Origin of the sequence: Anaerophaga thermohalophila DSM 12881, from assembly GCF_000191885.1 — a bacterium.
GTDB classification, from domain to species: Bacteria; Bacteroidota; Bacteroidia; order Bacteroidales; family Marinilabiliaceae; genus Anaerophaga; species Anaerophaga thermohalophila.
This window is the reverse complement of record NZ_AEWI01000029.1, coordinates 16,137-36,039: the sequence shown is the minus strand read 5'-3', so window position 1 is coordinate 36,039 and position 19,903 is coordinate 16,137. Positions and strand designations below refer to the sequence as shown.

General features: G+C 41.0%; 17 protein-coding genes and 1 tRNA gene. 7 read left to right on the top strand and 11 right to left on the bottom strand.

The window, feature by feature from the left end:
• Nucleotides 1–162: 162 nt before the first annotated feature.
• Nucleotides 163–1,074 (bottom strand): site-specific tyrosine recombinase XerD, encoded by a 912-nt coding sequence (xerD, locus tag ATH1_RS0110045; RefSeq protein WP_010420994.1) that lies wholly within the window; start codon nt 1,072–1,074, stop codon nt 163–165.
• An 878-nt stretch (nt 1,075–1,952) separates the two neighbouring features.
• On the opposite strand from xerD, the gene aroQ reads away from it, so the two are divergent.
• From aroQ to ATH1_RS0110030, 3 genes are all read left to right on the top strand, one after another.
• On the top strand, nt 1,953–2,372 hold the full coding sequence (gene aroQ / locus ATH1_RS0110040) for a type II 3-dehydroquinate dehydratase (protein WP_010420991.1): 420 nt from the start codon (nt 1,953–1,955) through the stop codon (nt 2,370–2,372).
• 33 nt (nt 2,373–2,405) lie between these two features.
• Nucleotides 2,406–3,836, top strand: coding sequence for a pyruvate kinase (gene pyk / locus ATH1_RS0110035; RefSeq protein WP_010420987.1), 1,431 nt, complete (start codon nt 2,406–2,408; stop codon nt 3,834–3,836).
• Between the two features lie 102 nt (nt 3,837–3,938).
• Nucleotides 3,939–4,012 (top strand) — tRNA-Asp (locus ATH1_RS0110030).
• 20 nt (nt 4,013–4,032) lie between these two features.
• Here the strand turns inward: ATH1_RS0110030 and ATH1_RS0110025 are convergent.
• From ATH1_RS0110025 to ATH1_RS0110015, 3 genes are read right to left on the bottom strand one after another with little or no spacing between them, the layout of a single operon-like run.
• The gene (locus ATH1_RS0110025; RefSeq protein WP_010420984.1) at nt 4,033–4,596 is read right to left on the bottom strand and encodes an RsmD family RNA methyltransferase; all 564 of its coding nucleotides are present in this window, start codon (nt 4,594–4,596) and stop codon (nt 4,033–4,035) included.
• The gene (locus ATH1_RS0110020) at nt 4,584–5,444 is read right to left on the bottom strand and encodes a DUF3822 family protein (protein ID WP_010420982.1); all 861 of its coding nucleotides are present in this window, start codon (nt 5,442–5,444) and stop codon (nt 4,584–4,586) included. The genes ATH1_RS0110025 and ATH1_RS0110020 overlap by 13 nt, the downstream gene beginning before the upstream one ends.
• A gap of 17 nt (nt 5,445–5,461) precedes the next feature.
• Nucleotides 5,462–6,091 carry a hypothetical protein gene (locus tag ATH1_RS0110015; protein WP_010420981.1) on the bottom strand — a complete coding sequence of 210 codons (630 nt, stop codon included), beginning with the start codon at nt 6,089–6,091 and terminating at the stop codon, nt 5,462–5,464.
• A gap of 507 nt (nt 6,092–6,598) precedes the next feature.
• Here ATH1_RS0110015 and ATH1_RS0110010 point away from each other — a divergent pair.
• Nucleotides 6,599–8,017 carry an ATP-dependent DNA helicase gene (locus ATH1_RS0110010; protein ID WP_010420979.1) on the top strand — a complete coding sequence of 473 codons (1,419 nt, stop codon included), beginning with the start codon at nt 6,599–6,601 and terminating at the stop codon, nt 8,015–8,017.
• Nucleotides 8,018–8,074: 57 nt separating this feature from the next.
• On the opposite strand, the gene ATH1_RS0110005 is transcribed toward ATH1_RS0110010, so the two are convergent.
• The 7 genes from ATH1_RS0110005 to ATH1_RS0109970 all read right to left on the bottom strand — a co-directional run bounded on the left by ATH1_RS0110005 (nt 8,075) and on the right by ATH1_RS0109970 (nt 15,736).
• On the bottom strand, nt 8,075–9,832 hold the full coding sequence (locus ATH1_RS0110005; RefSeq protein WP_010420977.1) for a phospho-sugar mutase: 1,758 nt from the start codon (nt 9,830–9,832) through the stop codon (nt 8,075–8,077).
• Between the two features lie 418 nt (nt 9,833–10,250).
• Nucleotides 10,251–11,138: a dTDP-4-dehydrorhamnose reductase gene (rfbD, locus tag ATH1_RS0110000; RefSeq protein WP_044115154.1), complete on the bottom strand. Its 888-nt coding sequence runs from the start codon at nt 11,136–11,138 to the stop codon at nt 10,251–10,253.
• 4 nt (nt 11,139–11,142) lie between these two features.
• Nucleotides 11,143–11,703 (bottom strand): dTDP-4-dehydrorhamnose 3,5-epimerase, encoded by a 561-nt coding sequence (rfbC, locus tag ATH1_RS0109995; RefSeq protein ID WP_010420972.1) that lies wholly within the window; start codon nt 11,701–11,703, stop codon nt 11,143–11,145.
• A 5-nt stretch (nt 11,704–11,708) separates the two neighbouring features.
• Nucleotides 11,709–12,611: a glucose-1-phosphate thymidylyltransferase RfbA gene (rfbA, locus tag ATH1_RS0109990; protein ID WP_010420969.1), complete on the bottom strand. Its 903-nt coding sequence runs from the start codon at nt 12,609–12,611 to the stop codon at nt 11,709–11,711.
• 13 nt (nt 12,612–12,624) lie between these two features.
• Nucleotides 12,625–13,566, bottom strand: coding sequence for a UDP-glucuronic acid decarboxylase family protein (locus ATH1_RS0109985; RefSeq protein WP_010420966.1), 942 nt, complete (start codon nt 13,564–13,566; stop codon nt 12,625–12,627).
• 13 nt (nt 13,567–13,579) lie between these two features.
• Nucleotides 13,580–14,911, bottom strand: a complete 1,332-nt coding sequence (locus ATH1_RS0109980) for a UDP-glucose dehydrogenase family protein (protein WP_010420964.1) — start codon at nt 14,909–14,911, stop codon at nt 13,580–13,582.
• 426 nt (nt 14,912–15,337) lie between these two features.
• On the bottom strand, nt 15,338–15,736 hold the full coding sequence (locus ATH1_RS0109970; RefSeq protein WP_010420961.1) for a bacteriohemerythrin: 399 nt from the start codon (nt 15,734–15,736) through the stop codon (nt 15,338–15,340).
• Between the two features lie 540 nt (nt 15,737–16,276).
• Between ATH1_RS0109970 and rpsA the strand changes: the two genes are divergently transcribed.
• The 3 genes from rpsA to ATH1_RS0109945 are packed head-to-tail and all read left to right on the top strand — an operon-like array spanning nt 16,277 to nt 19,547.
• Entirely contained in the window at nt 16,277–18,244 is a 1,968-nt protein-coding gene (rpsA, locus tag ATH1_RS0109955; RefSeq protein ID WP_010420954.1) for a 30S ribosomal protein S1, read from the top strand.
• Between the two features lie 27 nt (nt 18,245–18,271).
• The gene (locus ATH1_RS0109950; protein WP_010420952.1) at nt 18,272–18,628 is read left to right on the top strand and encodes an STAS domain-containing protein; all 357 of its coding nucleotides are present in this window, start codon (nt 18,272–18,274) and stop codon (nt 18,626–18,628) included.
• Between the two features lie 7 nt (nt 18,629–18,635).
• Nucleotides 18,636–19,547 (top strand): ribonuclease Z, encoded by a 912-nt coding sequence (locus tag ATH1_RS0109945; RefSeq protein WP_010420949.1) that lies wholly within the window; start codon nt 18,636–18,638, stop codon nt 19,545–19,547.
• Nucleotides 19,548–19,903: the final 356 nt, after the last annotated feature.

The window sequence follows — 19,903 nt, the reverse complement described above, 5'->3', positions numbered from 1 at the left end:
TAAAACGCCTTGATTTTGACAAAAATATGCTTTTTATACTGCACTCTTGGTTATAAAAAAGTCTTCAACAAATTTGAAAGTGCTTTTCCAAACAATGTTGAAGACGTTTTTAATTTTTTTAGGGACAGGAATTATGGATCAGTAAATTATGCCAGGTGAGTTTTACGATCTGGGATGGTACTGGATAATTGTATTTTTGAGGTACTCTTTATCCAGGTGAGTATAAATTTCTGTTGTAATGATCGATTCATGTCCAAGCATTTCCTGTACTGCTCTCAGGTTGGCACCTCCGTCGATCAAGTGCGTGGCAAATGAGTGGCGGAAAGTATGTGGACTAATGTTTTTCTCAAGTCCGAGTTTTCGGGTAATGTTTTTAATGATGGTAAAAATCATAACCCGCGATAATTTTTTACCCCGTCTGTTGAGAAAAAGAATATCTTCATGGTCGGGGTGAATCCTTAAGTTTCTCCGGTATTCGCTCAGATAAAGGTTGATCTCTTTTATCGCTTTGGTGCTGATCGGTACCAGTCTTTCCTTACTGCCTTTTCCTTCAATTTTCACAAAACCTGATTCGAAAAAAAGGTTTGATATTTTTAGATCGATCAGTTCTGAAACACGCAGGCCGCAACTGTATAATGTTTCCAGTATGGCTTTATTGCGTTGGCCTTCGGGCTTCTTGGTGTCGACAGCATTGATAATGGTATCAATTTCCTCAACCGATAAAATTTCCGGAAGTTTACGTCCCACTTTTGGTGTTTCAAGCAGAGCCGTGGGATCTTTATCTACTTTTTCTTCAATGAGAAGATACTTGTAAAACGATTTAATGCCGCTAATAATCCTGGCTTGTGTGCGTGGACTGATGCCTTTGTCATTCACCCATTCCATCATCTCTTTCAGGTGATCAAGCTTTACCTGTTCCGGGCTAACATCATACCCTTTTTCTTTCAAAAACTGAACTAATTTAAGAAGGTCTGTAATGTAGGCATGGATAGAATTATCTGAAAGACCCTTTTCAACTTTTAAATAGTTCTTAAACCCGTTAACTTCTTGTTCCCAATTCATGTCGCTGTTCATTTTTATTAGTAATCCTTAAATTGCTTTGCAGAATGTGATTGTTTGCAGAACCGATGCCTTCTCTATATGTTAAAAAATTTAAATGAGTATAAGCCCGGAGCTGATTTTCTATAATTAGTGCCCGTCTATAAAGTCGGGAAAAGTTGTGTCAAATCATGTGTCTGTTCAGAAAGTGTCATTTACAAGGCTTGCAAAGTCCGAAAATACGAAATTTTCTATCGTAAATGAGTAATTTTCGGACAAGCCACTTTACAGACTGACACTAATAACAATTATTATTCCGTAAATTTAGCTGCATTCACTTTTGTTTCAGCAGATGTTAAATATCTTAACTTTCATTTATTATGAACACTTAAGGTTAAATCATGGATAGATAATCAAAGAAAATACCATTGGTTAAAGTTGCGAAATTTTTTTATGTAAATGCAAATATTTTCTTAAATATTTTGTCATATCAATAGATTTTGTAATATATTGTTACAACACTCAGTTATCAGATTTGTTTGCTCAGCAGCAATAAATTGTTTGACAGTTCTTTGTATAAAGTATTGCACGCAGTTTTTTTATTTATGATGATGTCGTATTTTTGCACTCTGTTAAATTTCTGTTTTAGATCGTACTCATGAAATGGCATGGCAAAGTTTGTTTTAATAGATTATTAGATTTTTAGATGTAAGATGGTAAGATAAAACGGGCTTGACAAGGCATACCACATCAAGAATATGTATAAATGCTTGCATGCGAGTTCCATCAGACCAATGACTTAAGTAAATTATATACGGATGAAACGAGCATGACAAAGATTGTCACAAAAGAACATGTATATAATCAATCATGCGAGTTCCATCAGACCAATGACTTAGACTAATTTTATACTGATGAAAATTCTGATTATCAATGGGCCGAATTTGAATTTATTGGGCATTCGTGAGCCGGATACTTACGGAAAGGAATCCTTCGACCAGTATCTTGATATTTTACAAAAGAAATTTTCTTCAATCCAAATTGATTACTTTCAATCCAATATTGAAGGGGAATTGATCAATAAAATTCATGAATATGGATTTGGCGATTTCGGTATTATTCTGAACGCAGGAGGCTACACTCATACTTCTGTTGCTTTGGCCGATGCTGTTTCTGCGGTTGAAGTACCTGTAATTGAAGTGCACATCTCTAATGTTTTTAAGCGTGAAAATTACAGGCACCACTCTTTTCTTTCACCGGTTTGCAGGGGTGTTATTTGCGGTTTTGGCCTTGACTCCTACCGGCTGGCCATTGAAGCGTTGCTGAATCTATAATCGAAGGAAGTATTTGCTTTAAAATGAAAATGAATGAAGAAGTTCACCAAAATTGTTGCAACAATTTCTGACAAAAGGTGTGAAGTTGAGTTTATCAGAAACCTCTTTGAGGCGGGGATGAATGTAGCAAGATTGAATACCGCTCACTTAGATTTTGATGGCATAACCAGGATTGTTAATAATATCAGGGCAGTGTCCGACGAAATCGCCATTCTTATTGATACAAAAGGGCCTGAAGTTCGTACAACAGTAACAGACAAGGACATTGAACTACAAGCAGGTTCCGAAATTCTTCTCGCAGGCGAACCAGATGGAAGAACCACCAGCAAAAAAATATGCGTATCTTATTCACAGATAGCCGACGATGTTTCTGGCGGTACCACTATTTTGATTGACGACGGAGAAATAGGACTGGAAGTCATTGAGAAAAAAAGTAACGGATTACTATGTAAAGTGCTTAACAATGGTGTGCTTGGCAGCCGGAATAGTGTGAATGTGCCGGGTGTGCGCATTAATTTGCCATCGGTAACCCCGAGAGATAAAAGTTTTATCCGGTTTGCCATTGAAAATGATATTGATTTCATTGCTCACTCTTTTGTTCGCAACAAGGAGGATGTTCTTGAAATTCAAAATATTCTTGATGATTACGACAGCCCGGTTAAAATAATTGCGAAAATAGAAAATCAGGAGGGGGTAGAGAAGATAGATGAAATTCTTGAGCATGTTTACGGTGTTATGGTGGCAAGGGGCGATCTCGGGATTGAGATTCCCCAGGAAAAAATACCCGGGCTGCAGCGTCAATTGATTCGTAAATGTGTAGAGGCTAAAAAGCCTGTTATTGTTGCTACTCAAATGCTGCATTCCATGATCAAAAATCCCCGCCCAACCAGAGCAGAGGTTACCGATGTTGCGAATGCGATTTATTACCGTACCGATGCAATCATGCTTAGTGGAGAAACTGCTTATGGGGAATATGCCGTGGAGTCGGTTAAGACTATGTCGCGGATAGCCGAAGAAGTGGAAGCTGCCAAAGATACCCGGAATGATATTCCTGTGGATGTGGTCGGGCATGATATTACCGCTTACCTTGCCGATACGGCTGTGAAAGCATCTAAAGAACTGGATATAAAAGCGGTACTGACAGATAGTCTGACAGGAAAAACAGCCCGTTATCTGGCCGCTTTTCGCGGACCTAATCCTGTGATTGCGCTTTGTTACAATAAACGTGTAGGGCGCGAACTGGCACTTTCGTACGGAGTCTTTCCGGAGCTTACAGAACCGGGCAGTTCAAAAAGTGAAATTTTGAGCAATACCCTGATGCGTTTGAAAAAATACCATATCATTCAGGATGATGACCTTGTTGCCTATCTCGGAGGCAGTTTCGGAATAGGCGGGGGAACCACCTATCTTGAGATTATGACCGTTGATGGATTGCTGAAAAAACACAACCGGATATCTGAATGACAGGCACGAAAAAAGTGGATTTTCTACATCAATAGTATTGCAGAATTAAAAAGAACCGTTATCTTTGCAACGCTTTAAAAACAAAGGGAAGCATACATTTCCGGTCTGGTAGTTCAGTTGGTTAGAATGCCGGCCTGTCACGCCGGAGGTCGCGGGTTCAAGTCCCGTCCAGACCGCAAAAAAGGGTCATCAGAAATCAGTCTGATGGCCCTTTTTTATCTTTTTTTACTTTAAAAAAGGAGAAATTGACCTTGCCATAATGGCGATTTTGCCAGAAGAACGGGTTGTTTTCAAAATTCTTGTCCGGACCATGTTCGAGGACGAATAAGCCGTCTTTTGTTAAAATTTCGGAATTCATCACCATGCCTGGCAATTCTTCTGTTTGTGGTAAGTCAAAAGGGGGGTCGGCAAAAATGAAGGTGTATTTCTTATTATTTTTTTCGATGAATTTGAATACATCGGCTTTAATAACTTTCAGATTATTTTCAATATTGAACCCGGCTGCTGTTTTTTTAATAAAACTGAAATTTGCATAGTTTTTCTCAATCGCAGTAACAGAGGAACATCCTCGTGATGCAAATTCATAAGATATGGCTCCGGTTCCACTGAATAAATCCAGTACTTCTTCGCTTTCAAAATCAATCAGGTTGTTGAGAATATTAAAAAGGCTCTCCCTGGCCTGATCGGTAGTTGGCCGGGCTTTAAAAGATGACGGCGGTGAAAATCGCCGGCCTTTTAGCTGACCGCTTACGATACGCATGATGCCAGACTTAACAAATTATGAAACCGGTGACCGGGGACATCTTTAAAAAGATAACTGTATTGGAAACCTGAAGGCAAACCGGGCTGTTTGACATGTTTGATGTATTTCTCCAATGTTTTCCTGATGGCATCGAATTCGGGATGGGCCCCGATGAGCTGTACTTCGATATTGGAAGGAAGAAGCTGCAATTGTTCGAAAACAAACAGGGTGTAATAGATCAGATCATTCTCACCTCTTATCTGGAATGAGTTGCTGAGTTTAAGATTGTTTTTTTCAAGCACTACTATGTCAAAATAATTGTTTTGTAAGTTGATAATTAATTGTGTTTTACTTACACCTGGCCGGCTAATGGCAAGTTTTGTCTCGGTCATAGGGATGTATTGCTGAAAAAAAGAGGGTTCCGGGAATTGCCGTTTAAAAATATCACTCAGGTGAGAAGGAATCGCAAAAATATTCCAGGCGTCGGCAAGCTTCATCTGGGAAAATACAACATTATGATTTTCGGGAACCTCATGAGTGAAACGGAGCCATGCGGCAGCCTCATCAGGAGTGAAAAGTCCTGATGGAACCAATGTTGAAAAACGGGAAGGAATGAGAATAAAAACTTTTTTGTAGGGGAGATTTAAAAGCTCGTTTTGTTCGAATATCCTGTTTGTGAGTTCAGGCAGATCGCTTTCTTTGACCTTGGGATGAAAAGAAAAGTATCTGAACTGGATGTATTTATTTCGAACAGGGTCGAGAATAGAAAAAGAAAATCCATCCAGGCACACCTGGATGGATAAAAAATATGACTGTGTAATATTGGTGTCAAAGGTTTCGTCAACTAACGAAAGGTCGGGAACCATAATTCAAATATTTGAGGTTATTCCCAATTACCGGCGCTGTTGTTTGCTTCGGTGAGTGACCCCACTTTGAGGCCGGGATATTTTCCGTAAGCTTTGGCTTCTTCGTTTAAGTTGATAATAAGTTGTTCATCAAGACCTTTGAGGTAAGTATTGTTGTGTACCTTTGCTTCAAAAACAGGCACTTCAACACCCGATGCCGTTTTTATGGTTGTGGCCTCCATCTCAAACTCTTCTTTATTGGTGAAAGGAACATATCGGAGTGAATCGGGTACGAAATTTTTACCAAAAAGAGAATCCTTGACGGCAACGTAAATGGTATCGCGTTGGATGATTCCCATTTTTAGTGCCCTCAGTTCGGTCATTCCTTCTTCAATCATGCTGTCGGTCAACCTTCCTTCCATGTGAATGAGCGCGAGTGAATCGTTGTTGATAAAGTTGATCAACGTATCAAAGCTTCCGGTAAATTTCCCATACACTGATTTGTATGCTCTCTGCGCTTCTCTAATGCCCTGGAGGCGTTCAATAACTTTCTCCTGCCGCATTTGGTGGGTTTCGTTAAATCTTACCGGCTTCTGAATGCTTTCCCAACACAAATATCCCAAGGCAAGGATGGCAATGGTCAGAATAATCTGGATTGCTGTTTTCATTATTTTTCGGATTTTTGTTTTTGTTTCGATTGCACAAATTTAAAAAAAAATTCAAACCGCCATTTCTTTATACCAAATAATTCATAAATCTTTGTTTTCGCTTCTGTTTTTTTTTCCTTTGATGACTTATGAGTGCAGTATAAAAAAGCATATTTTTGTCAAAATCAAGGCGTTTTAAATTTTTGTACCGGAGTTAACTTGCTGTTAATGAGGATGCAAAATTTAAAACAACAACGAGTTTGGCAACAAAGATGCTTTTTAGACCGGGCTCATTTATTGTATCGCAATATTTTTTAATTTGACAGCAATAATGTGCTGTGAATTAATTTTTTATGGATAATCACTGATATAATATTGAATATTAGCGCTATAGGATTCACCGAAACTGTCTGCACTGCCTGAAGCTGAGCTGGTAGTCAGCAAAGCAGATGTTTTTTTTATCTGAATCAAATGTAACTGACAATTTGCAGGAAGACAAATGCCGGTTGTAGAAGGAGAAATAAAAGTATGCTGGAAGATTTTCTGAAAGAAAGAATACTTACTGAATTTGGGATGGAGCCTACTCCGTCGCAAAAAGAATCAATCGGCCAAATTGCCCGGTTTTTAGCCGATCGGACGGGTGATACGGCTTTTGTTATGAGAGGCTATGCAGGAACGGGAAAAACAACTCTTGTCAGGTCTATTGTGAAGGTTTTGAATGAATTCGGTCAGCAGTCGGTTCTTCTTGCTCCTACAGGACGGGCAGCCAAGGTTTTGGGGAATAGTGTCGGTGCTCCGGCGTACACCATACACAAAAAAATCTATCGTCAGAAATCCTCAAAAGATGGATTTGCTGCTTTTGACCTGGATCGCAATTTACACAAAGATACATTGTTTGTCGTTGATGAGGCGTCAATGATTGCAAATGACGGGGGAGGGGGATTTTTTGGATCAGGCAGGTTGCTCGACGATCTGGTGCGCTATGTTTACGAAGGCCGGAACTGCAAGTTGATGCTTATTGGAGATGATGCTCAGTTGCCACCTGTTGGCATCACCCTGAGTCCTGCACTCGAAGAGAACAATATAGCTGCTCTCGGGTTAAACGTGTTTTCTGCAACTTTGACCGATGTGATACGTCAAAAAATCGGTAGCGGTATACTCTTTAATGCTACCCGGCTGCGGGAAATGCTGGCAAATCAGTCTGAAACTATGGATTATCCCCGCTTTCGGGTTGAGGGATTTCCGGATGTTTTTCGCATCACGGGGACCGAACTGATTGAAGAACTCGATTATTGTTACAGCAATTACGGGTTGGAAGACACATTGGTGATATGCCGGACTAATAAAAGGGCCAATTTGTATAATCAGGGCATAAGAAATACAGTGCTTTTCAGGGAAGAACAGTTGTCAGTGGGCGATTATCTTTTAATGATGAAGAATAATTATCACTGGTTAAAAGATAACGAAGAAATTGGCTTTATTGCCAACGGTGACATAGCTGAAGTTATCAGGATAAACAATTACCATAATCTTTACGGCCATCATTTTGCGGATGTCGTCCTTCGGCTGGTTGACTATAAAGAAATTGAAATTGATGTCCGGATTATCCTGGATTCCCTGATGAGTAAAGCAGCGGGGCTAACTCAGGAAGAGCAGGAGAAATTTTTTTATGAAGTGATGAAGGATTATGAAGATGTATCTGACTCAAAAAAGCAATACAGAAATACAAGAGAAAATGATTTTTACAATGCCCTCCAGGTGAAATTTGCCTATGCCATGACTTGTCATAAATCGCAGGGTGGCCAGTGGAAAGCGGTATTTGTGGATTTGGGATATTTTACAGAGGATTATCTTACCCGCGACTTGCTGCGGTGGCTCTATACAGCGGTAACAAGAGCTACCGAACGGGTTTATTTTGTTAACTTTCCTGATGCGTTTTTTGAATGATGATGTATAAAAACAAAAGTTCCGGAATTCCGGAACTTTTGTTTTTATAATTCTCTGCTATTCGTCCACTTCCATATCGTCCATTATCCGGTCTATTTTTTTCAGAGCCTTTTCAGTAACGTTATTGAAATCTTCCCGTTTTTTCAGTTCATCTTTTACTTCAAAATAAAATTTAATTTTTGGTTCGGTTCCTGAGGGCCGAACCGAAATTTTGGAACCGTCTTCAGTAAAGAACTGGAGAACATTGGAGGTGGTCGGCTTATCGGTTATTTCGGTAACTTCGCCGGTGATAAGATTCCTTGATTTCAGTGTCAGATAATCTTTCACCAATGATACTTTGGCGCCGCCAAGGCGGGTTGGAGGTGTCTCTCTGAATTTTTTCATTATAGATTCAATCTCTTCAGCTCCACTCTTTCCTTCACGTACAATATATTTCATCTTTTCCTGTGAAAAACCATACGTAATGTAAATGTCAAGGAGCAATTCAAAGAGCGATTTTCCCTGGTCTTTTGCCAGAGCAGCAATTTCACTCATCATAACCACTGCACCCACTGCATCTTTATCGCGGACATAATCACCAGGGAGGAATCCGTAGCTTTCTTCACCGCCGCAAATATACTTTTTCCGGCCTTCCAGTTCTCTTATTATTGCGGCAATCCATTTGAACCCCGTGTATGTATCATAACATTCCACTCCTGCGGCATCGGCAATGGTTTTTATAAGCTCGGAGGTGACAATGGTTTTTACCGTGTATTCTTTTCCTGTCAACAAGCCTTTTTCTTTCCATTGGTTCAGCATGTACCAGGTGAGTAAAATGGCGGTCTGGTTGCCATTGACCAGGACAAACCTGCCGGTTTCATTTCTGAATGCAACGCCCAACCGGTCTCCGTCGGGGTCGGTAGCAACCACAAGGTCGGCACCGGTTTCTTCGGCCCTGGCAATTGCCATTTCCATGGCGGCAGGTTCTTCGGGATTGGGCGAAACAACAGTAGGGAAGTCGCCACTTACAACATCTTGTTCCGGGACATGAATGATGTTCTCAAAGCCTATCCTTTTCAAGGCTTGGGGGAGAATTTTGACTGTAGTGCCGTGGATGGGGCTGAAAACTATTTTCATATCTTTCTGACGCCGGATAACATCGGGATTGAAAGAGAGTGAAGCGACCTGCTGAATAAATTTTTCGTCCATGGCGGCCCCGATAATTTCAATTAAATCGGGGTTACCTTCAAATTTAATATCTTCAACATTCGTAATTTTCCGAACTTCGTTGATGATGTTTTTATCATGTGGCCCTATAATTTGAGCGCCGTCTTCCCAATAAGCCTTGTATCCGTTATATTCTTTAGGGTTGTGTGATGCGGTTAAGATAACACCACTCTGACACTTTAATTCGCGGATGGCATACGAAATTTCAGGGGTGGGCCGCAGATCATCAAAAAGGAAGGCTTTAATGCCGTTGGCCGAGAAAATATCGGCTACCGTTTCGGCAAAGAAACGACTGTTGTTACGGCAGTCGTGACCAATTACCACTTTAATTTCCTGAAGTCCGGCAAATTCTTTTTTCAGATAATTGGCCAGTCCCTGAGTAGCTGATCCAACCGTGTATTTATTCATACGATTGCTTCCTGTCCCCATGATGCCTCTCAAGCCCCCGGTTCCAAATTCCAGGTCTTTATAAAATGCATCAATTAATTCGGAAGGGTCATCGCTCTCAAGCATTTCCTTCACCTTGGCCTTGGTTTCCTCGTCATATTTACCCTTAAGCCATTGTTCGGCTCTTTGTTTTACCAGGTCTGGTATATTTTTTCTTGTCATATCTTATATTTTTAATTGTTTTTTTGGACAAAACTGAATTGTGACCATCTCTGTTATGCTCAGTGCATAATTTTGAGCCCGGTCTAAAAAGCATCTTAGAGTGCAGTATAAAAAGCCTTCAAACTGCTGATTTTTAACATTTTTACCCCTGACCCCTAAAGGGGAACTGCTAAAAATCAGCAGTTTGAAAAAGTCCCCTTTAGGGGATTTAGGGGTCAAAAGGCTTTTTAGACTGCCCTCATCTTTGTTGCCAAACTTGTTGTTGTTTTAATTTTTGTATCCTCATTAACAACAAGTTAACTTCGATACATAAATTTAAAACGCCTGGATTTTGACAAAAATATCCTTTTTATACTGCACTCAATTTTGTTATTTGTACATCAGGAACATACTAAACAAAGTTACAATAAAATCCTTTTTACAGCAGGCCGGAATTTTTTATCTTTTTCAGACACTTTATCAGGCTATCCTGCCAGTGAGGAATTTCTATTTCATAAGTATTCTTTATCAGAGATTTATCCATCACAGAATAAAAAGGTCGTGGAGCTTTCGTCGGAAACTCGCCGGACTCTACAGGAAAAACGCGGCACTCCGAACCTGCTTCACGAAAGATGGCAACAGCAAAGTCGTACCAGCTGCATACGCCTTCGTTGGAAAAATGGTAAACACCCGGAACAAATTTTTTTTCTTTCGATCCTGTTTTACGGATGATTGTGAGGATTGAACCGGCGAGATCACTGGCAAGGGTTGGAGTGCCAACCTGATCGAAAACCACTTTAAGGGATTCTTTTTCCTGTGCGAGCCTGAGCATGGTTTTCAGAAAATTCCGGCCGTATGGCGAATAGAGCCAGGAAGTGCGTATAATCATACTTTGGGAGTGCTTTTTAAGCACCGCCTCTTCGCCCTGTAACTTTGATTTTCCGTAAACCGATTCGGGATGTTTGGGGTCTCCGGGTTTCAGGGGCCGGCAATGCCGGCCTCCAAATACATAATCGGTAGAAATATGAATAAAACCGGCCTCCATTGAGGCGGCTTCCTCTGCAAGGAGCGCCGGGGCTTCGGAATTGAGTTTGAAAGCGGTCTCTCTGTCTTCTTCGGCTTTGTCGACAGCAGTATAAGCAGCACAGTTTATAATGAAGTCAAATTTTTTACCGGTAAAAAATTGTTTGATGGATTCAGGATCGGTGAGATTCAGTTTATCGATTGTGGAAAACGTGAACGTTGCCCACCCGGTGCTTTTTGATAATTCTTCAAACGTACTTCCCAGTTGCCCTTCTTTTCCGACAATTAGTATTTGTTGTTGCATGCTTTCAGTTTTTGAAGACAAAATTTCTTTCGGATTCATTGAATGCGGGCAGGACTTTGTCCTTTCCGGAAACAATAATTTCGTTTTCGGGAAGCTGCCAATCGATATTTAAAGTTGCATCTTTATAGTTAATGCCCCTTTCTGCATCTTTATTATAGAAATTATCGCATTTGTAGGAGAAAATGACTTCGTCGCTTAACACCGAAAACCCGTGGGCAAACCCCTTGGGAATAAAAAACTGCAGATGGCTGTCATCACTTAGTTCAATCGGGAAATGTTCTCCAAATGTTGGTGATCCCTGGCGCAAATCTACCGCTACATCCAAAACTTTTCCTTTAAGTACCTGAATGAGCTTTGCCTGTGCAAAGGGAGCCAACTGGTAATGGAGACCCCGTATCACCCCTCTGACTGATGAAGAGACATTATCCTGAACAAAATCAGAGGGAATACCCTTTTTTTGATACTTTTCCTTGTTGTAAGATTCATAAAAATATCCCCTTTGATCGGAGAAAATGTCGGGCTCAATGATGAGCAGTCCCGGTATTTTGGTTTCGTGTACTTGCATAAACGTTATAATTGTTTTTGTATGGTTTTTAGGTTTTGGTCTGCAATTTTTATGAGATACTGTCCGTAATCGTTTTTCTTAAGGGGTTCGGCTAATTTTAAAAGCTGTTCCCTGCTGATGTATTCTTTTTTATAAGCAATTTCTTCGATACAGGCAACTTTAAGGCCCTGTCTTTTTTCGATGGTTGCAATAAAGTTGGATGCCTGAAGCAGGCTGTCGTGTGTACCGGTATCGAGCCAGGCCATTCCTCTGCCCAGGAGTTGTGTTTTCAGCCGTTTTTCGTCCAGGTAGAGCCGGTTCAGATCGGTGATTTCCAATTCTCCCCGTTTGCTGGGTTTCAGTTTTTTTGCTTTGCTCACCACATCGGGTGGATAGAAATACAATCCTGTAACTGCATAATTTGATTTCGGATGGAGTGGTTTTTCTTCAATGCTTAGCACATTGCCATTTTCATCAAAATCTGCGACACCGTATCTCTCTGGATCGTTGACATAATAGCCGAAAATAACGGCATGGTTTTCACTGGGATTTACGTTGTTTAGGATTCGACTGAATTCATAACCGTAAAAAATGTTATCGCCCAAAATCAGGCAAACCGGATCATCTCCTATAAATTCTTCTCCGATCAGAAAAGCCTGTGCCAGTCCGTCGGGCGAGGGTTGCTCTGCATACTCGAAGGTAATACCCCATTGTTTACCGTCTTCCAAAAGTCTTTGGTAAAGAGGCAAATCCCCGGGGGTGGAGATAATCAGTATTTCACGTATTCCGGCAAGCATTAAAACGGAGAGCGGATAATAGATCATGGGTTTGTCGTAGACCGGAATAATCTGTTTAGAGATGCTTTGGGTAGCAGGATAAAGGCGTGTTCCTGAACCACCTGCCAGAATGATGCCTTTGTACTTAGCCATTATAAAGGGGGTTTTAAGTGGTCAATAAATTGTCGAAATATTCAATGGTTTTCTTTAGTCCTTCGCGAAGCTCAATCTTCGGTTCCCAGTTGTTCAACTCCTTTTTTGCCAATGTTATGTCCGGTTGACGCTGGGTAGGATCATCTTCAGGCAGCGGTTTATATATGATTTTCGAACCTGAGCCCGTCAGGTCTATAATTTCATTTGCCAGGTTCAGCATCGAGAATTCGTGTGGATTACCAATGTTTACCGGTCCGTAAAAACCATCTCTGGAGTTCATCATGCGCAACATCCCTTCAATGAGATCGTCGATGTACTGAAAGCTTCTGGTTTGATTGCCATCCCCAAAGATGGTTATAGGTTCGTTTTTCAGGGCCTGGACAATGAAATTCGAAACTACCCGGCCGTCGTTCTGGTTCATGCGGGGGCCGTAAGTATTGAATATCCTGACAATCTTGATACGAACATTATTTTGTCGGTGGTAATTCATGAACAAACTTTCGGCACAGCGTTTTCCCTCGTCATAACACGACCGGATACCGATAGGATTAACATTTCCCCAGTAATTTTCTGTTTGGGGGTGTTCCAGAGGATCGCCGTAAACCTCACTGGTTGATGCCTGTAGAATTTTAGCTTTGATTCGTTTGGCCAGCCCCAACATATTGATGGCACCCATAACCGAGGTCTTTATAGTTTTTATGGGGTTGTATTGATAATGAATGGGAGAAGCCGGACAGGCCAGATTGTAAATTTCGTCTACTTCGGCAAAATAGGGGTGGGTTACATCATGACGAACCACTTCAAAGTAATGGTTGTCCATCAGATGACTGATATTCAGTTTGGAGCCGGTAAAATAATTGTCCAGACAGATGACATCGTGTCCCTGCGATACAAGCTTTTCGCAAAGATGCGAGCCTATAAATCCCGCTCCGCCTGTTACTAATATTCGCTTCATTAATTGGTTTAAGTTATTCGTGTTTTTTTCGGGAACGTCCTATGCCAAAGTAATCGAATCCGTTTTCGGCCATTTCGGCCATATCATAAATATTACGACCGTCGAAAACCACGTTGTGATTCATCAGCTTCGCCATAACCTTGTAATTGGGAATACGGAATTCCGGCCATTCGGTCAGTAACAAAAGTCCATCTGCATCAATAAGCACATCATAAGGGTCCTGACCATACTGAATGGTGTTACCAAATTCCTTTTTAGCTTCATTCATGGCAACCGGGTCGTAGGCTTTAATATGAGCGCCTGCTTCCAGCAGCTCTTTAATGATAACTTTGGATGGAGCCTCACGCATATCGTCGGTATGGGGTTTAAAGCTGAGTCCCCAGATGGCAAAAGTTTTACCTTTTACATCGTTGTTGAAATAATTTTTGACTTTGGCTGCAATGATCCGCTTCTGGTCTTCATTGATATTCTCGACAGCCTGCAGAAGACGCAGAGGATAATTAAAGGCGTTGGCCGTGCGGATTATGGCTTTGACATCTTTAGGGAAACAGCTTCCGCCGTAGCCGATACCCGGGTAAATGAATTTGTTTCCAATCCTGCTGTCACTACCAATCCCTTTTCGAACCATATTTACATCAGCACCAACAAGTTCGCAAAGATTGGCAATGTCGTTCATAAAGCTGATCTTGGTGGCCAGCATGGCATTGGCTGCATATTTTGTCAGCTCGGCAGATGGAATGTCCATGAACAGGATGGGATGATTGTTGAGAAGGAAAGGCTTGTACAGGCGACGAATAACTTTTTCTGCTTCTTCGGAGTCGGTACCAACTACAATACGATCCGGCTTCAGAAAATCATCAATGGCATTTCCTTCTTTTAAAAATTCGGGATTGGAGGCTACGAAAAACGGAATTTCTTCACCACGCTGTTTCAATTCGGATTGTACTGCTGCTCTTACTTTCTCGGCGGTTCCAATGGGGACTGTGCTTTTGGTTACAACAACTATGGTGTGGTCGAGATGTTTCCCGATGTCGGTAGCTACAGCCAGAACGTGACTCAGATCGGCACTTCCGTCTTCGCCCGGAGGAGTTCCTACGGCAATAAAAATTACTTCAGCCTGGTCGATACTTTCTTTCAGACTGGTAGTAAAATGAAGTCGGCCTTTTTCCACATTGGTTTTAATCATGGTCTCCAGTCCCGGCTCATATATCGGAACTATTCCTTTCTTCAGATTGGTAATTTTTTTTTCATCGATATCGACACATGTAACATTCACGCCTGTATCGGCAAAACATGTACCTGTTACCAGTCCTACGTAACCGGTTCCGACAATTGATATTTTCATCTTAATTCTGGTTTTTAATTTTGTATACTAATTCCCGTTCAGAAGTGCTTTCTCCGGTCTGTCTCACGCTTACAAATTTTTCTGTTAAAATAGTTCGTTAAACTTTTGCAACAGGCTGCAAACCTATTGTTTGTGTATATAAAAAAGGGCTTGTCCGCTAAAATGCAGTATATTAAGTTTGTATGGATTATCTTACATCTTAATATCTAAAAATCTAACAATCTATTTGTTATTGAATGGTGTCAAAAATATGAAAATTATGGATGAGCCCGGTACAAAAAGCATCTTTGTTGCCAAACTTATTGTTGTTTTAAATTCTTGAATCCTTATTAACAAAGAGTTAACTTCGGTATAAAAAACTAAAATGCCTCGATTTTGGCAACAAAGATGCTTTATAGACCGCACTCATGTGATTGGGAGTAAATTTTATTTCTTTTTTGCCACAAAATCGGCGTACTGCTGGTCAACTCCTTTGATGTGATTGATAAGCCAGGATTTCAGGAAGTTGGTTACTTCAACCGACAGGATCAGTTTCCCGTTCTTTAATTTTTCATAAAAACCGGCTATTTTATCAGCGTATTCGTTGTGGAGTTTCCTATGATCTTCCAGGCCTGGAAAATCGAAGGATTTCATATACGCTTCTTCACTTTTGAAGTGATACCTTGTGTAATCAAGCATTGCCTCGAGCAATTCCTCCAGCTTTTCTTTTGATTTACCCTGTCTGATTCCTTCATAAAAATCGTTTAAGATTTCAATCCATCGCTGGTGTTCTTTGTCAATTTTTTCATTGCCTACGGAGAGGTCTTCGGTCCACTGAATTAGCATAGTAATTTATTTTAAAGTTTGTCTTTCTACTCTGTGAAGGTCAAATATAGTATTTTTCGTTTGTTCGACTGTTAATTTCCGATGTGGTTCAATCCGAAAATTTGACTTTCCATGTTTTATCAGTTAAATTTAATCCCGTGGCATTCTGAAGTGATTATGGAAGAAGTGGAATTTTACCGGGGTGATAAAGTGGCAGGATTTAGTCATTAGGATTTAGTCATTAGTTTTTAGTCAGTAGTGAGTAGTGTAGTGAAGATAAAGATGTTTTTTATACTGCACTCAGTTATTCTTGTTGTGGCAAACTTTGCCATGCTCGTTTCATCCGTATAAAATTTATTTATTAATGTCGGATGGAACTCGCATGCAAGAACGTATACATATTCTGATTGTGGCAAACTTTGCCATGCTCGTTTCAGATGTAAAAATTTTAACAATGAGAAAATTAGAAGATTATTATTGTATTGTGAGAAAAGTTCCTATTTTTGCACCGATTTTTAAATAATATAATGTCTAACCAATAGATTTTGCGAGGTTTAATTAATGGCAGAATTTGAAGAAAAAGAAAACTTACAGGAGCAGGAAAATGCTTCGGAAGTAAACGAAAAAGTTGAGGAACAGGCTCCACAGGCAGAAGAAGCCAACGAAGAGTCGTCCGGGGTTACAGAAACAAGAAAAGAAGACCAGGAGGTTGAAACCGTTGAAACAGCTAATGCTGATTTCGATTGGGATAAGTATGAAAACGGCGATTTGGTCGAAGAAGCCAAAGGTTCTGAGAAGAAGGAACTGGAGAAGATGTATGACAAAACTTTGTCTACCATCTCCGAAAAAGAAGTGATTGACGGTACCGTAATCGCCATGAACAAGCGTGAGGTTGTCATTAACATCGGTTTCAAATCAGATGGTATCGTCAGCCGTAACGAATTTCGTTACAACCCCGACCTGAAAGTCGGCGATAAGGTTGAAGTATATGTAGAAAGTCAGGAAGACAAAAAAGGTCAGCTGGTACTTTCTCACAAAAAAGCAAGAGCTCTCCGCTCATGGGATCGTGTTAATGAGGCTCTCGAAAAAGATGAAGTTATTAAGGGATACATCAAGTGCCGAACCAAAGGAGGTATGATCGTTGATGTATTTGGTATTGAAGCTTTTCTTCCCGGGTCACAAATTGATGTGAAGCCCATTCGCGACTACGATATGTACGTGGGTAAAACCATGGAATTCAAAGTAGTTAAGATCAATCCCGAATTCAAAAATGTTGTTGTTTCCCACAAAGCACTTATCGAGGCTGAACTGGAGCAACAGAAGAAAGAGATTATTTCCAAGCTGGAAAAAGGTCAGGTTCTCGAAGGTACCGTCAAGAACATCACTTCTTATGGTGTTTTTATCGATCTTGGTGGTGTAGACGGACTGATCCATATAACAGACCTTTCCTGGGGACGCGTTTCGCATCCGGAGGAGGTCGTACAGCTCGATCAGAAACTTAACGTGGTCATTCTCGATTTCGATGATGAGAAGAAGCGTATAGCTCTGGGACTTAAACAGCTGACTCCACACCCATGGGATTCATTGGATCCAAATCTGAAAGTTGGTGATGTAGTGAAAGGAAAAGTGGTTGTTATGGCCGATTATGGTGCTTTTGTTGAAATAGCACCGGGCGTTGAAGGACTCATACACGTTTCTGAAATGTCATGGTCGCAGCATCTGAGAAGTGCACAAGACTTCCTGAAGGTGGGTGATGAAATAGAAGCCCAGATTTTGACCCTCGACCGTGAGGAGCGCAAAATGTCGCTGGGAATGAAGCAGCTTAAGCCCGATCCGTGGGATAATATTGAAGAAAAATACCCTGTTGGCAGCAAACACAAGGCAAAAGTTCGTAACTTTACTAACTTCGGCGTGTTTGTTGAAATTGAAGAAGGTATTGACGGACTAATTCACATTTCGGATCTTTCGTGGACCAGGAAAGTGAAGCATCCGGCCGAGTTTACCAATGTTGGCGAAGAGATCGAGGTTGTTGTTCTCGATATCGACAAGGATAATCGTCGTTTGAGCTTAGGGCACAAGCAATTGGAAGAAAACCCATGGGATGTTTTTGAAACCATCTTTACCGTGGATTCCATTCATGAAGGTACAATAGTTGACATTTTCGATAAAGGTGCCGTAATTGCATTACCGTACGGTGTTGAAGGTTTTGCCACACCCCGTCATCTCGTAAAGGAAGACGGAAGTCAGGCCAAAGCCGATGAAAAGTTGCCTTTCAAAGTGATTGAGTTTAATAAAGGCGCCAAGCGCATCATTCTTTCTCATTCACGTGTCTTTGAAGATGAGAAACGTTCGGAAGAGCAATCGGCTAAAAAGAGTCAGACCAAAAACACCAAAAAAGGTGTTAAAAAGCTCAAAGACAGCCTTGAAAAGACAACCCTTGGTGACATCTCTGAATTGGCAGCCCTGAAAAATCAAATGGAAGCCTCTGAAAAGAAAGATGAAACCAAAGACAAAAAGGAAGAAGAATAGTTTATATTAACTAAGGGTGGACAATATATGGACTTTAAAATTGATAAAATCGATGATTTTATGGTGGTAAAAGTGTTGAAAGAAAAGCTCGACACCAATGTAGCTCCCAATCTGAAGTCGGAAATTGTTTTGCTTTCGGGCAATGGTGAAAAGAACATTCTGCTCGATTTAAGTAAATGCAATTATTGTGATTCATCAGGATTAAGTTCCATACTTGTCGCCAACCGGTTGTGTAAAAATGCCGGGGGAGTATTTGTTATTGCCGGCCTTCAACCGGCTGTGGAACGACTGATTGCCGTATCGCAGCTCGACACAGTGCTGAACATTGCACCGAATGTGGAGGACGGTATACAAATGATGCGCCAGTCAATCGGCAAAAAATAAAGTGTTTATGGGATTATCTGTCACCATTCTTGGCAGTAACTCAGCACTTCCCACATCCGAAAGAAATCCAACCGCCCAGGTGCTTGATGCATCGGGGCGGTTTTTTTTGATCGATTGCGGGGAAGGAACTCAGTTACAGTTGCGTCGCAATAAGGTGCGCTTCGGTCGCATTCATCACATCTTTATTTCTCATCTTCATGGTGACCATGTTTTTGGTCTTCCCGGACTGATCTCATCCCTTGGATTATTAGGAAGAACTAAAGATTTGCATATCTATGCACTGGCCGACCTTGAGCCCCTGTTGAGGCCATGGCTTAATTACTTTTGCCGTGATCTGCCGTTTAAAGTCGTTTTTCATCCTTTTACTCCGGAAGAGCAGATGGTAATTTATGAAGATTCTTCCATTGAAGTCGTTACAATACCCGTGGAGCATCGAATTCCAACGGCCGGCTTTTTGTTCAGAGAGAAGCCCAAAGAACGCAAAATCAATAAAGAGAAATGTGATTACTATCAGGTGCCATTGCGGTGGCTTCCCCGATTGAAAAAGGGTGAGGATTATGCCGGCGAGGATGGCAGTCTGATCGCAAATGATATACTGACTTTCCCGCCGCCTCCATCAAAGAGTTATGCTTACTGTACGGATACGCGTTTCAGTGAGAAGGTTATATCAGCCGTAAAAAATGCAGATTTGTTATATCACGAATCCACTTTTCTGGAAGACGAGCAAGAACTTGCCGGAAAGACTTTTCACAGCACAGCCCGGCAGGCGGCTGAGGTTGCGAAGCGTGCTAATGTCGGAAGATTGCTGCTCGGGCATTTTTCTTCCCGGTACCGGGACCTGAAACCTTTTGTTGAGCAGGCTGAAAAGGTATTTGAAAATGTCTTGATAGCAGAAGAAGGCCGTACTTTTGAAGTATAGCCCACAAACTGATAAAGAATCTTTGTCCGCCCAAAAAGAGGGGGGTTGAACGTTTTATGAGTACGGTCTAAAAAGCATCTTTGTTGCCAAACTCGTTGTTGTTTTAAATTTTGCATCCTCATTAACAGCAAGTTAACTCCGGTACAAAAATTTAAAACGCCTTGATTTTGACAAAAATATGCTTTTTATACCGCACTCTTTTATTATAAAGCAGGCCGGACATTTTTCGGCAAAAACTCTGCAAAAAAACTGCGTCCGGCCTGTCAGGGTGGAACAATTATGATGTTTTTTAGTCCATTAAATTTTTGCAATAAATACGGTAAAGTGTTCTCTCTCTATCAGCGGAGGTAAAACCC